At 56.3% G+C, this 13,984-nt stretch carries 13 protein-coding genes; 9 read left to right on the plus strand and 4 right to left on the minus strand.

Annotated elements, in window-relative coordinates; all coding sequences use genetic code 11:
• Positions 1 to 27: 27 nt before the first annotated feature.
• Positions 28 to 696, minus strand: a complete 669-nt coding sequence (locus LH23_RS14235; protein WP_039292295.1) for a TVP38/TMEM64 family protein — start codon at positions 694 to 696, stop codon at positions 28 to 30.
• A gap of 201 nt (positions 697 to 897) precedes the next feature.
• On the opposite strand from LH23_RS14235, the gene LH23_RS14240 reads away from it, so the two are divergent.
• Entirely contained in the window at positions 898 to 1,326 is a 429-nt protein-coding gene (locus LH23_RS14240; RefSeq protein ID WP_039296713.1) for an organic hydroperoxide resistance protein, read from the plus strand.
• Positions 1,327 to 1,357: 31 nt separating this feature from the next.
• Here the strand turns inward: LH23_RS14240 and LH23_RS14245 are convergent, their stop codons facing one another.
• Complete coding sequence (locus LH23_RS14245) at positions 1,358 to 2,026, minus strand: TVP38/TMEM64 family protein (protein ID WP_039292298.1); 669 nt, start codon at positions 2,024 to 2,026, stop codon at positions 1,358 to 1,360.
• Between the two features lie 78 nt (positions 2,027 to 2,104).
• The gene (gene xthA, locus LH23_RS14250) at positions 2,105 to 2,911 is read right to left on the minus strand and encodes an exodeoxyribonuclease III (RefSeq protein WP_039292300.1); all 807 of its coding nucleotides are present in this window, start codon (positions 2,909 to 2,911) and stop codon (positions 2,105 to 2,107) included.
• Positions 2,912 to 3,355: 444 nt separating this feature from the next.
• Here xthA and LH23_RS14255 point away from each other — a divergent pair, with 444 nt between their 5' ends.
• The 8 genes from LH23_RS14255 (at position 3,356) to hutH (ending at position 13,035) form a co-directional block, all read left to right on the plus strand.
• Entirely contained in the window at positions 3,356 to 4,576 is a 1,221-nt protein-coding gene (locus tag LH23_RS14255) for an aspartate aminotransferase family protein (protein ID WP_039292303.1), read from the plus strand.
• On the plus strand, positions 4,573 to 5,607 hold the full coding sequence (gene astA / locus LH23_RS14260; protein ID WP_039292306.1) for an arginine N-succinyltransferase: 1,035 nt from the start codon (positions 4,573 to 4,575) through the stop codon (positions 5,605 to 5,607). Before LH23_RS14255 ends, astA begins: the two co-directional genes overlap by 4 nt.
• Positions 5,604 to 7,082, plus strand: coding sequence for a succinylglutamate-semialdehyde dehydrogenase (gene astD / locus LH23_RS14265; RefSeq protein ID WP_039292310.1), 1,479 nt, complete (start codon positions 5,604 to 5,606; stop codon positions 7,080 to 7,082). The genes astA and astD overlap by 4 nt, the downstream gene beginning before the upstream one ends.
• On the plus strand, positions 7,079 to 8,410 hold the full coding sequence (gene astB, locus LH23_RS14270) for an N-succinylarginine dihydrolase (protein ID WP_039292314.1): 1,332 nt from the start codon (positions 7,079 to 7,081) through the stop codon (positions 8,408 to 8,410). The genes astD and astB overlap by 4 nt, the downstream gene beginning before the upstream one ends.
• 10 nt (positions 8,411 to 8,420) lie before the next feature.
• A complete protein-coding gene (gene astE, locus LH23_RS14275) occupies positions 8,421 to 9,386 on the plus strand; it encodes a succinylglutamate desuccinylase (protein ID WP_039292316.1) in 966 nt (321 codons plus the stop codon).
• 334 nt (positions 9,387 to 9,720) lie between these two features.
• The gene (gene spy / locus LH23_RS14280; protein ID WP_039292319.1) at positions 9,721 to 10,206 is read left to right on the plus strand and encodes an ATP-independent periplasmic protein-refolding chaperone Spy; all 486 of its coding nucleotides are present in this window, start codon (positions 9,721 to 9,723) and stop codon (positions 10,204 to 10,206) included.
• A 476-nt stretch (positions 10,207 to 10,682) separates the two neighbouring features.
• Entirely contained in the window at positions 10,683 to 11,228 is a 546-nt protein-coding gene (gene ves / locus LH23_RS14285) for an environmental stress-induced protein Ves (protein ID WP_008456615.1), read from the plus strand.
• Between the two features lie 262 nt (positions 11,229 to 11,490).
• Positions 11,491 to 13,035: a histidine ammonia-lyase gene (gene hutH, locus LH23_RS14290; protein ID WP_039292323.1), complete on the plus strand. Its 1,545-nt coding sequence runs from the start codon at positions 11,491 to 11,493 to the stop codon at positions 13,033 to 13,035.
• Positions 13,036 to 13,065: 30 nt separating this feature from the next.
• Here the strand turns inward: hutH and cho are convergent, their stop codons facing one another.
• On the minus strand, positions 13,066 to 13,929 hold the full coding sequence (gene cho / locus LH23_RS14295) for an excinuclease Cho (RefSeq protein ID WP_039292326.1): 864 nt from the start codon (positions 13,927 to 13,929) through the stop codon (positions 13,066 to 13,068).
• Positions 13,930 to 13,984 lie beyond the last annotated feature (55 nt).

Genomic DNA, 13,984 nt, shown 5'->3' on the forward strand with positions numbered 1-13,984 from the left:
GCGTTGCAAGAGAAAGTCCTCAGCGTGTTATGGGGCGGTTTGTCTGGCCAACCAGCGAGCGGCCAGCGGTAATAGCCCTAACAGGGCAAACATCAACATCATGCCGGGGGAGAGAATATCGCCCAGGCTTTGCAGCTGGCTCAGCTGTCTGCCGGTGTTAATGTAGACCATGATGGCGGGCAGCATGCCGAGCAGGCTGATCGCGGCATAGCGAATGACGCCCATAGGCGTCAGGCCCATTAATAAATTGACCAGCACAAAAGGGAAAACCGGCGCGAGCCGCAGGGCAAAGAGGTAATGGCCGCCGTCGCGCTGTATGCCCTGATTCACTTTTTCCATCGTGCGTGAGAAGCGGCGCTGCACCCAGTCACGCAGCAGATAACGGCTGATTAGCATCGCGGCGGTTGCACCGGAGGTCGCTGCCAGGGCGACCAGGACGGTGCCCTGTACCAGACCAAAAATAGCCCCGCCTAACAGCGTGAGCAGGGTGGCACCTGGAATGGAAAAGGCGGCAGTAAGAAAGTAGCAGCCAAAAAAGACCACAATAGCCAGAACCGGTTGCTGTGCATGCCAGTGTGCAAACTCAGCCTGAGAGTGCTTGAGAGCAGACAGGCTAAGCGTGCCAGGAGGAAGCAGATACAAAAGCAACCCAGCCATTATGATCAGCAGCGCAAAGAGACCCTTACGCACACCCACCTCTTCTCTTTTGTTTATCCATCTTCATACCGTGCCGCTGCGGTAAAGGCGTGGAGTATAGCGGAGGGGCTGTGGCAGCGTGCTTGAGCCAGGTCATGAAGCGGATACAGAGTTATACATTTTGGTCAGACGGAGAACATATTGCAGATACATCGCGGCGGTTAAATGGTGGCTCTTCTTACCTACGATTGGGGAATCACCATGTCCAGCAAACTCGAGAAAGTGCTTTATACCGCCCATACCACAACCGTTGGCGCACGCAGCGGACACGGGCGCTCTGATGACGGCAGCCTGGATGTGCAGCTCAGCACGCCGGGGTCTGGCAAGCCGGGGACGAATCCGGAACAGCTCTTTGCCGTTGGTTATTCTGCCTGTTTTATGGGGGCGATTGGGCTGGCGGGGAAAAAACTGGCTATCCGCATTCCGGAGGAAACCGCCGTGGATGCCAGCGTCTCGCTGGGGAAAGTCGATAATGACAGCCAGTTTGCGCTGGCGGTGACGCTTCACGTCAGGTTGCCGGGGTTGAGCGAAACCGAGCGGGAAACTCTGCTGGCAACCGCCCATGCAACATGTCCTTACTCGCGAGCGATTACCGGGAATGTCGAAGTGACGTTACTTTCGCAAGGGTAGCGACAAAACGCCTTCGGATAGCCGGAGGCGTTTAACTTTTTAAACGGGTTCTTTTGATTAGCCAGTGGGACAGCAGCGGCAGCAGGCCAATCAGGGCAAACAGCAACAGCATGGTGGGAGAAATAATGTCCCGCAGGCTTTCTATCTGACTAAGCTGGCGGCCGGTGCTGATGTACAGCACGATAGACGGCAGCAGGCCAAGCAGCGTGACTATCGCAAAACGAACGGCGGAAATCGGCGTCAGCCCCATCAGCAGGTTGATGATGGAAAAGGGCAGAACCGGCACCAGGCGCAGGGCAAACAGGCAGTGCGTAATATTGTGCTTAATGCCCTCGTTGATCTTCGCCATGGTGGTTGCAAAGCGCCGCTGTACCCAGTCATGCAAGAAGTAACGGCTTAGCAACATCGCCACGGTTGCGCCGCTGGCAGCAGCCAGGGCGACCAGCACGGTGCCTTCGATCAGCCCAAATAGCGCGCCACCCATCAGGGTCATAATGCGCGTGCCGGGGATTGAAAGGGCGGAAATCAGGAAATAACCGAGGAAGAAGGCGCTCATCACCAGCGCCGGGCGCTCGGCATGCCAGAGACTAAGCTGAGCGTGATATTTCTGCAGTGTCGCCAGGCTAAGCGTGCCCGGCGGCAGCAGGACTAACAGCGAGATAACCAGCGTGGCCAGCAGCAAAAACAGGATTTTACGCATTCTGTTCGCGCCTCGTCAGGGTGAAAAACGGCATCTCGCTGTCCTTGTCTGAAGATGTGTCAACCTTCAGTATTTCCCTTACCGCTTAAACTGCGCCCAAACAGGGGCGTGGTCGGACGGTTTTTCCATGCCGCGAATGTCGTAGTCGATCCCGGTTGCCACGCAGTGCGGCGCCAGCCCCTGGCTTGCCAGCAGCAGATCTATCCGCAGGCCACGGTTATCGTCGAAGCCTTTTGAACGGTAATCAAACCACGAGAATTTGTCCTGTGCTTCCGGGTTAGCGTGGCGATAAGTATCCACCAGACCCCAGCCCAACAGGCGAGCCATCCATTCGCGCTCTTCCGGCAGGAACGAACATTTCCCGGTGCGTAACCAGCGCTTGCGGCTATCTTCGCCGATCCCAATGTCGAGATCCGTCGGGCTGATATTCATATCCCCCATGATCAGCACCGGGTTTTCCGGGCGCAGTTCACCCTGCAGGAAGTCCTGCAGATCCTGGTAAAACTTAGTCTTGGCCGGGAATTTGGTTTCATGATCGCGGCTTTCGCCCTGTGGGAAGTAGCCGTTAATCACCGTCAGGTTGCCAAATTCAGACGGGATTTCCGCCATGATAATGCGGCGCTGGGCGTCTTCGTCGTCGGTCGGGAAGCCTTTTCGCACCGCAATTGGCTTCTCTTTGGTCAGCAGCGCCACGCCGTAATGGCCTTTTTGACCGTGATAAAACACGTGATAGCCGAGTTTCTCCACGTCTTCCAGCGGGAACATATCGTCGTGCACTTTGGTTTCCTGCAGACCGATAACGTCCGGCTGATGCTGTTCTACGATGGCTTCAAGCTGATGAGGACGGGCGCGCAGGCCGTTGATATTAAAAGAGACAAATTTCATAGTCGCTGCCAGGTTGTCAGGTTAATTGTTGCAGGATGGTAGCAGAAAACGGCGCAGGTTGCTGCGCTGAAGCTAATCGCTGCCATAGGTGCGACTGGTGGGCGGAAATAAAGCAACATTTGCACCAAAATTGATCTCGATGCGCAAAAAGGGGGCGAAAACGGCAGGCAAATCCCGAAGGCGATCACAATTCCAGCATTATATTTTACCACTGCATAATATTTCTTGTTTTCGTGTCGCGAATCAGGCGGCACGTTAAAACTATGCACTTTTTATTCATTTTGTGTGAATGGCGAGTGTTTTTAAGTTATTGATTTTTCGTTTCCCCCTCCGGTTTATGCATTTTTATCGCTGGCTGGCACGATGTCTGCAATCTACATTTACAGCGCAAACACTCAATTATTTAACATTTAATAAACTTTTTGTTTACCGTGAGGGGTCACTATGTCGCAGTCAATTACACGCCAACATTTCGACGAATGGATGATGCCGGTTTATGCCCCTGCGCCTTTTATTCCGGTTCGCGGCGAGGGTTCCACCCTGTGGGATCAGCAGGGAAAAGACTACATCGACTTTGCCGGTGGCATCGCGGTTAACGCCCTGGGACATGCTCACCCTGAAATGCGCAAAGCGCTGGAGGAGCAGGCGGCAAAATTCTGGCATACCGGCAATGGCTACACCAACGAGCCGGTATTGAAGCTGGCGAAGCAACTCATCGACGCAACCTTTGCGGAGAAAGTGTTCTTCTGTAACTCAGGGGCCGAGGCTAACGAAGCGGCGCTGAAGCTGGCGCGTAAATATGCTCATGATAATTTTGGCGCGCAGAAAAGCGGCATCGTAGCGTTCAAGAATGCGTTCCATGGCCGCACGCTGTTTACCGTCACGGCCGGTGGTCAGCCCGCTTATTCTCAAGATTTTGCGCCTCTGCCGCCGCAGATTAACCACGCGGTGTTTAACGATTTGCAGTCTGCCCGTGAACTGATTAACGACGAAACCTGTGCGGTGATCGTCGAACCTATGCAGGGTGAAGGTGGGGTTGTCCCAGCGACGCCAGAGTTCCTTCAGGGGCTGCGCGAACTTTGCGACAAACATAACGCAGTACTGATTTTTGACGAGGTACAAACCGGCGTGGGCCGCACTGGCTCGCTGTATGCCTACATGCATTATGGCGTGACGCCGGACGTGCTCTCAACGGCCAAAGCGCTGGGCGGTGGCTTCCCGATTGGCGCGCTGCTGACTACCGATCGCTTTGCCAAAGTGATGGTGGTTGGTACCCACGGCACTACCTACGGCGGAAACCCACTGGCATCTGCGGTGGCTGGGCGCGTACTGGAAATCATTAATACGCCTGAGGTGCTCAGCGGCGTGAAGCAGCGCCACGACTGGTTTGTTGAGCGCCTGAACCACATTAACCAGAAGCACCAGCTGTTCAGCGAAGTGCGCGGCTTAGGGCTGCTGATTGGCTGTGCGCTGCGCCCTGAACATGCCGGTAAAGCGAAACTTATTCTGCAGGCTGCCGCGCAGGAAGGCCTGATGATGCTGATTGCCGGGGCTAACGTGCTGCGTTTTGCCCCTGCGCTCATCGTCAGCGAAGCGGAAGTTCAGCTGGGCCTGGATCGCTTCGAGCGCGCCTGCGAACGCTTCCTCGCGGGAGTTTCATCATGATGGTAATCCGCCCGATTGAACGAGGAGATCTGCCAGGCCTGCTTAAGCTTGCCGGGAAAACCGGCGGCGGGCTGACCTCGCTCCCCGCCGATGAAAAAACGCTGGCCGACCGAATCGAACGCTCGCTGCAGACCTGGCAGGGCGGGCTGCCGAAGGGCGATCAGGGCTATGTTTTTGTGCTGGAAGATACCAGCAGCGGCCAGATGGTGGGAATTTGCGCCATTGAGGTGGCCGTGGGCCTGAACGATCCCTGGTACAACTACCGGGTCGGGACGCTGGTTCATGCCTCCAAAGAGTTGAATATCTACAACGCGCTGCCGACGCTTTTTCTCACCCACGACCACACCGGGGCAAGCGAGCTTTGCACGCTGTTCCTTGACCCTGCCTGGCGTAAAGAGGGCAACGGGTATCTGTTATCCAAGTCTCGTTTCCTGTTTATGGCGGCCTTCCGCGAGCGGTTCAACGACAAAGTGGTTGCCGAGATGCGCGGGGTAATCGATGAACACGGGCATTCACCGTTCTGGGAAAGCCTTGGGAATCGCTTCTTCTCTATGGAGTTTGCCCGTGCAGACTACTTATGCGGCACCGGGCAGAAAGCTTTTATTGCCGAGCTGATGCCAAAACACCCGATTTATACCGACTTCCTGTCCAAAGAGGCGCAGGCGGTTATCGGCCAGGTGCATCCGCAAACGGCGCCAGCGCGTACCGTGCTTGAAGCCGAAGGATTCCGCTATCGTAATTATGTCGACATCTTCGACGGCGGCCCTACGCTGGAGTGTGATATCGACCGCGTGCGGGCGATCCGCAAGAGCCGCCTGCAAACCGTCGCTGTCGGCCAGCCCGCGACCGACGAACTGCCCGTTTGCCTGGTCGCCAACGAAAATTACCACCAGTTCCGCGTGATGCTGATCAATGCCGATCCCAAAGGCGATAAACTGGTTATTGATGCTGCAACTGCCGACGCGCTGAAGTGCGCCAGCGGCGATACCGTGCGCGTGGTGCGCCTGTGCCCCGAGGAGAAAAAAGTATGACTAACTGGATCAACGGACAATGGGTGCCGGGCCGTGGCGAAGCGCTGTTAAAACATAACCCGGTGAGTGGCTCGCTGCTGTGGGAAGGGCTGGTGGCGGATAAAGCGCAGGTAGAAGAAGCCTGTCGTGCGGCTCGCTCGGCGTTTCCTGCCTGGGCGAAACGCCCGTTTACGGAACGTCAGGAGATTGTGGAGCGTTTTGCCGGCCTGCTTGAGGCGAATAAAACTGCGCTCGCTGAAACGATTGCTCAGGAAACCGGTAAACCTCGCTGGGAAGCGGCTACCGAAGTGACCGCGATGGTCAATAAGATTGCCATTTCTATTAAGTCTTACCACACCAGAACGGGCGAAACGCACACCGCGATGCCGGACGGAGCGGCGACTTTACGCCATCGTCCTCATGGCGTGCTGGCGGTCTTTGGCCCTTACAACTTCCCGGGTCATTTGCCCAACGGCCATATCGTGCCGGGACTGCTGGCCGGTAATTCCCTGGTGTTTAAACCGAGTGAGTTGACGCCACGCACTGGTGAGCAGGTGATGAAGCTTTGGGAAGAGGCCGGCATCCCTGCTGGCGTCCTGAATCTTGTGCAGGGCGGGCGCGAAACCGGCGAGGCGCTGTCTAATCAGCCGGAGCTTGATGGGCTTCTGTTTACCGGCAGCGCGGGCACCGGCTACCACCTTCACCGTCAGTTTGCCGGGCAGCCGGAGAAGATCCTCGCCCTGGAAATGGGCGGCAACAACCCGCTTATCGTCGAAGATCCGCAGGATATCGACGGAGCCGTGCACGTGGCTATCCAGTCAGCGTTTATCACCGCCGGGCAGCGCTGTACCTGCGCCCGCCGTCTGCTGGTGAAGCAGGGCGAGCAGGGGGATGCGTTTATTCGTCGTCTGGTTGAGGTTTCTGCCCGGCTGCAGCCCGGAGAGTGGGACGCTATGCCACAGCCGTTTATCGGCGGGTTGATTTCGGTGCAGGCGGCTGAACGGGTGCTGACCGCGTTCCAGGCCCACGTTGCGCGCGGTGGTAAACCGCTGCTTGAGCCAAAAATGATTCGGCCAGGCACCTCTTTACTGACGCCGGGCATCGTTGAACTCAGCGGCGTGGCAAACGTGCCGGATGAAGAAGTTTTTGGCCCGCTGCTGGCGATTTACCGCTATGACAGCTTTGACGATGCGATTCGGATGGCGAATGACACGCGCTATGGCCTGGCGAGCGGGCTGATTTCACCGTCCCGCGAACAGTTTGACCAGCTTTTACTGGAAGCCAGAGCCGGGATTGTGAACTGGAATAAACCGCTGACCGGGGCTGCCAGCACCGCGCCATTCGGCGGCGTGGGCGCTTCAGGTAACCACCGCGCCAGCGCCTGGTATGCGGCGGATTACTGCGCCTGGCCGATGGCTTCGCTGGAAAGTACGAGCTTCGCGCTACCGCCAACCCTGAGCCCAGGGCTCGATTTCAGCCGCGAGGAACAGCCATGAAGCGTGCGCGTGAGGCCAACTTCGACGGACTGGTGGGGCTGACCCACCATTACGCCGGGCTGTCGTTTGGCAATGAAGCCTCGACGAAGCACCAGTTCCGCGTGTCTAACCCGAAGCTGGCGGCAAAACAGGGGCTGCTGAAAATGAAAGCGCTGGCGGACGCGGGTTATCCGCAGGGTGTGATTGCTCCACAGGAGCGTCCGAATATCAGTGTGCTGCGTCAGATAGGCTTTAGCGGCAGCGACGAGCAGGTTGTTGAGCGCGCGGCTCGTCAGGCTCCTCAGTTGCTGTCCGCCGCCAGCTCGGCGTCTTCGATGTGGGTGGCCAATGCGGCGACGGTATCACCGTCAGCCGATACGCTGGACGGCAAAGTGCATCTCACCGTCGCCAACCTGAACAATAAATTCCACCGAGCCAGTGAAGCACCGACGACGGAAAACGTGCTGCGGGCGATGTTCCGGGATACCGGGCGTTTTGCCGTGCACGGCGCGCTGCCGCAGGTAGCTCTGTTTGGTGACGAAGGCGCCGCCAACCATAACCGTTTAGGCGGCGAATATGGCGAGCAGGGCGTGCAGCTGTTTGTTTATGGCCGCGAAGACTCGAAAAGCGGGCAGGCTCCGGCCCGCTATCCCGCTCGTCAGACGCTGGAGGCCAGCCAGGCCGTGGCGCGTTTGAATCAGGTACGTTCTGAGCAGGTTATCTTCGCTCAGCAAAACCCGGCGGTGATCGATCAGGGCGTTTTTCATAACGATGTTATCGCGGTCTCTAACCGCGAGGTGCTGTTCTGCCATCAGCATGCGTTTGTGGATCAACAAGGGCTTTATCAGCGTCTGCGCGAAAAAGTGCCTGGCTTTACGGCCCTGGAAGTCCCGGACGATTTGGTTTCGGTTGCTGATGCGGTTTCGACCTATCTGTTTAACAGCCAGCTGCTGAGTCGCGCCGACGGCGGCATGACGCTCGTGCTGCCGGAAGAGTCTCGCCAGCATCCAGGCGTCTGGCGCTACCTTAACCAGCTGCTGGAGGCGGATAACCCTGTCCGTGAGCTGCAGGTGTTCGATCTGCGGGAAAGTATGGCTAATGGCGGTGGTCCGGCGTGTTTGCGCCTGAGGGTAGTACTGACGGACGAGGAGCTTAAAGCTGTTAATCCGGCGGTGATGATGAACGACACGCTGTTTATGACGCTCAATGGCTGGGTTGATCGCTGGTACCGAGACCGTTTAACCCAGGCTGATTTAGCCGACCCGCAGCTGTTGCGCGAGGGACGCGAAGCGCTGGATGAACTGACGCGCATTCTGGATTTAGGTTCCGTGTACCCGTTCCAGCAATAGGGGAGAAAGCATGATTGATTTTCTGTTGCATACGTTGGCTGGCAAGGCACCTGAACAAACCTCCGGAGAGAATGCTCACCTCAGCTGGCGCTGGTGGGACGAAGGTATTCTGACGTTGACGCCACATGAGACGTCGGGGAAAGCCCTGGTCATATCGGCCGGGATCCACGGCAACGAAACCGCCCCGGTGGAGATCCTTGGCCAGTTGACCAACAGCTTGATCGCGGGACAGCTTCCGCTGCAGTGGCGTACGATGATTATTCTGGGCAACCCGGCGGCGCTGCGCGTGGATAAGCGTTATACCCATAGTGACATGAACCGCATGTTTGGCGGGCGCTGGCAGCAGTTTCCTGAAAGCGTGGAAACCCAACGTGCGGCCAGGCTTGAACATGCCCTCGAGCAATTCTGGTCGCGAAGCGAGGAACAAACCCGCTGGCATCTGGATATGCATACCGCCATTCGTGGCTCTTATCATCCCCGGTTTGGTGTGCTTCCGGCGAGGCCGCTGCCTTATAGCGAGAGCTTTTTAACCTGGCTGGGCTGCGCCGGGCTGCAGGCGCTGGTGTTTCACCAAAAGCCCGGCGGCACCTTTAGCCATTTCAGCAGCGAGCATTTTGGGGCGTTGAGCTGCACGCTGGAGCTGGGAAAAGCCAGGCCGTTTGGGCAGAACGATCTTGGTCAGTTCGCGGTAACAAAAGAAGCCATCTCCGCGTTGTTAAGCGGGGCAGAGCCGCCAGACATGGAGGCTGAGCCGTTGCGTTACCGCGTTGCGCAGCAAATCACCCGACAGTCAGATAAATTTGTGCTGCACATGTCCGGCCAAACGCAGAACTTTACCGCGTTTTCAAAGGGCACGTTGCTGGCTGAAGATGGCGAAAAGCGTTATGTCGTTGCCGGTGAAAAAGAGTACGTTTTATTCCCCAACCCGGATGTGGCGCTGGGCCTGAGAGCGGGCTTAATGTTGGAAGTAATTTGAACTTTAAGCAGCTCTGAATAATTGAGCTGCTTAATCATTTCGTGTTGTGCATTTATTTACGGATAATTCCTGGGTACAGGGTTTATTCATCAGGTTGATTGCTGTACACTCTTCATATTGTCTTTATAATCATCGTGTTGTTATATTTCGTTGCATTATTTCCCGCCTTAATCCTTATTTTCTTCATAATTGATGCATTCTTGTTTTATACCCTTTCAATGATTTACGGATGCCACCGTCTCCTTGACGATAAGACTCGTAAACTCATTCTCGTCAACACGACATCGTCGTTTTAAGCGAGTCGTCAATTTAATGAAAAGAGAAGGTTAAAAATATGCGTAAATTAACTGCACTGTTCGTCGCTTCTACTCTGGCTCTGGGCGCCGCTAACCTGGCCCATGCTGCCGATGCAACTCCGGCTGCGGCTCCACAAACCGATGCTCCGATGATGCACAATAAAATGATGCGCGGCCCGATGCACGACATGATGTTCAAAGACCTGAACCTGACTGATGCGCAGAAACAGCAAATTAAAGACATTATGAAAGAACAGCGCGGCAAGATGCAGCGTCCATCCGTTGACGAACGCCGCGCCATGCACGACGTGATTGCCAGCGACAGTTTCGACCAGGCCAAAGCACAGGCGCAGGTCGATAAAATGGCAGAGCAGAATAAAACGCGCATGCTGGCGCATCTGCAAACCCAGAACAAAATCTACAACATCCTGACCCCGGATCAGAAAAAACAGTTTAATGCGAATTTTGAGAAGCGTCTGACAGAACGTCCCGGGCATGAAGGTAAAATGCCAGCTGCTCAGTAAGTCTGAGCAACTAAATTAAGACCGCCGGTCTTGTTCACAATAGCGAGGTACGCTGTGAACAGGGCCGGCGGTTTTCTCGTTTAATCTTGTCACTCCGCGATTTTTCCCTATGTTTGACTCAAATAATACCGCCTCGTGACAATCACTATGGCGGGGAAAGCCATTTTAAACACCCAATTTCAGCAACTTACATTCAAAATTGCAGCTCACTCCGCAGATTTTATCGCCCGATATTGAGGGTGATAAATTTACTTTGCTTCCCGACAAAAAAGCCGCTAAATCATTGTCACAAAAATAGAACCAGGGCTACAGCAACCGGCTTCGGCTGCCGATAACACTGGCGTCAGGCAAAGATCTGACGAACAAAACAGAGAACTGATGAGCAGGCCGCCGGGGCGGAGATCTTCCTTTGGGGGCGCTCAATTTAAAGAGCAAATGCCAGGGTGCACGGATGCCGTGCGTCCTCAGGAGTGGTGATGGAATTCTTTGATATACGAAAGGTGCCGGTTAACCTCTGGCGCAACGGCGCCGGGGAAACGCGAGAAATATGCTGTTTTCCGCCCGCGACGCGTGACTTCAACTGGCGCGCCAGCATCGCCTCTTTGGCTCACAACGGCGAGTTTCCCGTCTTTCCGCAGGTTGACCGGGTGATGACTCTGCTGGAGGGGAGTGAGGTCGTTCTGGACGGCGGAAAGGCGTTCAGGCATACGCTTAAACGCCATCAGCCTTTTACTTTTGCTGGCGAACAGCCCGTAAAAGCTGAACTGACCCGCGGTATGTCGATGGATTTTAACGTCATGACGCGCCGGGACCGATGTCGGGCCCAGGTGCGGGTGGCGGACAGAACCTTTACCACTTTTGGTACCCGGGGCGGCGTTGTTTATGTCCTGAGTGGGGAGTGGCAGTTGGAAGATAAGCTGCTGTCACCGGACCAGGGCGCCTGGTGGCAGGAAGGGAGCCATACGCTGCGGTTGCTAAAAAACGAAGGCCAGCTGCTGTTCAGCGAAATTACCTATTTGTAGACTGAATGCCCGGGTAACGACCGGGCAATCCACTATCTTTCTGCTGGTTATCCTCAGAAACGGCTGTTTTGTTGCGGTTTCGCTCTCCATTTCCCCTCCATGTAAACGTCCTGCAGCATCCCGTGCTGGATAAATTTCACAAGCGCGATCCGGCTCACCGTTCGATAAAAAAGTCCTATGACCCGCTGGCGGAATATTTGGTTTATTAGTTAAGTTGTATATACAAATATAGACAAAAACCCGATGCAAACAGGATGCTGACATGTCAACGCAAAAGAAGCTATGCAGTCTCACTCCAGGTTCCGTTTCACTGGCCACTCTGCGCGAGATCTATCACGGAAACGTGCTGCTCAGGCTTGACCCCGGTGCGGTTGCCGCCGTTGAGCGTGCGCTCGGCACGGTAGAGGCTATTGTTGCCCATGGCGACGTGGTTTACGGTATTAACACCGGTTTTGGCAAGCTGGCACAAACCACCATTGCTACCGATCACCTGGCCGAACTTCAGCGTAACCTGGTGCTTTCTCACAGCGTGGGGCTTGGGGAAGCGCTGCCGGATGATGTGGTCCGGCTAGTGATGGCCAGTAAAATTATCAGCCTGTCACGCGGGCATTCGGGCGTTCGCCTGCTGGTGATCGACAGCCTGATTGCGCTGTTCAACTCGGGCGTAATGCCGGTGATCCCGGAGAAAGGCTCGGTGGGGGCATCCGGCGATCTGGCTCCGCTGGCGCACCTGTCGCTGATGTTGCTCGGGGAAGGGAATGTCAGGGTTAACGGCGAACAGATCCCTGCCGTTGAAGGTTTGAAGCTGGCAGGCGTTAAGCCGCTAGTGTTGGGGCCAAAAGAAGGTCTGGCGCTGCTCAATGGCACTCAGGTTTCGACGGCGCTTGCGCTGCGAGGGCTGTTTGAGGGCGAGAAGGTGTTCGCCGCCGGGCTGGTGGCTGGAGCTTTGTCGCTGGAGGCTATCAAAGGCTCAGTGAAACCGTTCGATGCGCGTATCCATCTGGCTCGTGGCCAGGCGGGACAGATTGATGTGGCTGCGGCGGTCACTTCGCTTCTGGCCGACAGTAAAATTGTTGATTCTCACGCCCACTGCGGCCGTGTACAGGATCCTTATTCCATTCGCTGCGTGCCGCAGGTGATGGGCGCGTGCCTGGATAACCTGCGTCATGCCGCGCGTGTGCTGCAGATTGAGGCTAATGCTGCCTCCGACAATCCACTGGTGTTCAGTGACACCGGGGAAGTGATTTCAGGCGGGAACTTCCACGCGGAGCCGGTTGCCTTTGCCGCCGATATTATCGCGCTGGCAGTGGCGGAAATTGGGGCGATTTCGGAGCGTCGTCTGGCATTGCTGCTGGATACCGGACTTTCTGGCCTGCCGCCGTTCCTCGTGAAAGAGGGCGGGATTAACTCCGGCTTTATGATTGCGCAGGTCACCGCCGCCGCGCTGGCCTCGGAGAATAAATCGCTCGCCCATCCGGGCAGCGTCGACAGTCTGCCAACGTCTGCGAATCAGGAAGACCATGTTTCGATGGCGACCTATGCGGCTCGTCGTCTGGGATCCATGTGCTTTAACACTGCGGCAGTGGTGGGGATTGAGGCGATGGCTGCTGCTCAGGGCATTGAATTTCACCGGCCGTTGCGGAGCTCGCCGCTGCTTGAAAAGGTCTTCGGAGATATTCGCGAGCGCGTGGCATTCCTGGAAAAAGACCGTCTGCTGGCACCGGATATCGAGCAAATGCGCCTCTGGGGCTGCAGCGACGGTTGGCCGGAGGCTATCATGAAGCTTCTGCCTTCATCGGCGGCATAGCCCTTTCAGACTCCTCTCTTTGAGGGGAGTCTACTCGAGCTCTATCACCTCATATTCCCCGCTCAGCATCAGCTTGCAAAGGATCTTGTAGCCATCGTTGTCAAAACCTTCGGGCGGCTGACGGCGGACTGCAGCTTTATCCAACTGCGGCACGGAGCCCAGATAAAACCAGTGATCGATCAGGTGATACTCGGTCATCTCCGGGCTGCGTTCCACGATGGCGACGGCGTTTTTCCATGGCCAGCAAATCAGGCGAACCTGCTCGAGAGCCTGAACCAGGCGGGCGTGATGCTCGGCCTGAGTCTCTTTCCCGCAACAGGCTCCGGCGCAGCGTTTAAGCGCAGAGCGAAAACAGGCCCGGCCTTTACTCAGTGATTCCAGACCCAGCAGGCCATAACAGAGATAATGCTCATCGGCCAGCCCTTGCAGCGTTTGCAGCGCTGCCCGACGGTTAGCGTACAGCCCGTACAGGCCCGGCTGGCGGGAGAAATCGACATCTTTGGCGTAGACAACCTGCGGGGTGGCCCCCTGAAGAGACAGGGAACAAAGCTGGCGGTTACGACGCAGGCGTTTGTTGAACAGAGGCTGTTGCTCTTTGATCATTTGCGCTTCGAGCAGCAGCGCCCCGAGTTCGCCGGCGGTGCGGATAAAGGTAATCCGGCGGGACTGCCTCAAGAGCGCAGCTTCATCAGGCGTACGAAAATGGGACATCACGCGCGTGCGGATATTGACGCTTTTGCCGATATACAGCGGCATGACGTCGCTTTCACCGTGAAAAACATAGACGCCGGGTTTCTTGGGCAGGTCATCAAGCCACGGCCTGAGATGCTCCGGATATTCATAGACCGCCGCGGCTTCAAACTCTAGCCGCGACGTATTTGCACGCCTGACCACATCGGACTCCTGGGTACTGTTTATTTCACCAGTATAGCAGTCCAGGGCGTGAAGG

Origin of the sequence: Cedecea neteri, assembly GCF_000758305.1 — a bacterium.
Lineage (GTDB): Bacteria > Pseudomonadota > Gammaproteobacteria > Enterobacterales > Enterobacteriaceae > Cedecea > Cedecea neteri_C.